The organism is Bartonella sp. CL70QHWL (genome assembly GCF_042194855.1).
In the GTDB taxonomy this organism is placed as follows: Bacteria; Pseudomonadota; Alphaproteobacteria; order Rhizobiales; family Rhizobiaceae; genus Bartonella.
Genome location: NZ_JBHINJ010000079.1, coordinates 1 through 1,204 on the forward strand (window position 1 = coordinate 1; position 1,204 = coordinate 1,204).

Sequence of the window (1,204 nt, forward strand, 5' to 3'; positions counted from 1 at the left end):
CCTTTCTATCAAAAAATGGTAACAAATCATAACTATTTATTAACCACATTTTTGTTCATTTAGAAAGATGTTTTATTCATAGAAAACAATATTTTATTATACAATTTCTGATGTGATAATTTATGAATCTTATTGAGAAAGAATGAGAGAGAAGAGAGCTAAAGTTATCCACAGATCATGGGGTTATTCACCCCATATCTTAAGATTGACCAGTGACATATGCCGCCCATTTATCCATATAAACGCGGCGCTGTTCTAAATAGTCAGTCCGACGATAGGCACGCTCTACTTTACCTCCTACTGTATGACTTAGAATGGTTTCAGCGACCTCATAGGGGGCATCGGTTGTTTCAGCGAGCCAATTGCGTAAACTAGAACGAAAACCATGCGGGCAGGCTTCAATTTTATTTTTTCTCATATACGCCGCCATCATCGTATGTGAAAGAGGACCACGACCGGTAAGTGAAAAGATGAAATCACTTTTAGAAATACAGCGGGCTTGTTCAATTACTTTTAATGCTTCAGATGATAAGGGGACGCGAAATTCTTTTGTTGTATCACGCTTTCCTTTCATATTCTCAGCAGGTATGGTCCATATATCCCCATCAATTTGATCTTTATGAATATGACGTAAAGGGTTAGAGCGAACCCCTGTAAGGATAAGCAAGCGCAAAGCAAGATGTGTTATGTTTTGTGTTTTACAGAGGAACTGATAAAAAGCTGGTATATCTTTCCAATCCATTGCTGGTCTATTAGTGATCTTATGACGTTGTTTTCCTAAGAGAGCACGTGCTTTTTCTGTTGCTTGTAAATCAACATTCAAACCCAAGGCAGCCGCATGTTTGAGACAAAGATTAAGACGTATCAATGCTGCTTGGGCTGTTCCAGCTTTTGTATGCCAAATGGGGGCAAGGGTATTGCGTATCTCTGTTTGGGTAATCTCTGAAACGGGTAAACAGCCTAACTTGGGAAGAATATGAAGGCGTAAAGGTGTAAACCAATTTCCATTTTTACCGTCACCTTTTAATTCAGCTTTACGACTTTCAAAAGCATCTAAAGCAATATCTTTTAAATAATGGAGATTACTTATTGCCTCACGCTTTTGTTTATTACGTTCTTTAATAGGATCACGCCCTTCACGTAAAACAGCACGCCATTGCATTGCACATTCACGGGCTTGTTTTAAAGAAACATCTCTTAAAGC

1 protein-coding gene is annotated in these 1,204 nt (G+C 38.4%); it reads right to left on the reverse strand.

From position 1 onward, the window contains the following. Positions 1-199: 199 nt before the first annotated feature. The coding region (locus tag ACFIJZ_RS09770; protein WP_375631964.1) for a tyrosine-type recombinase/integrase at positions 200-1,204 on the reverse strand (1,005 nt) is incomplete at its 5' end.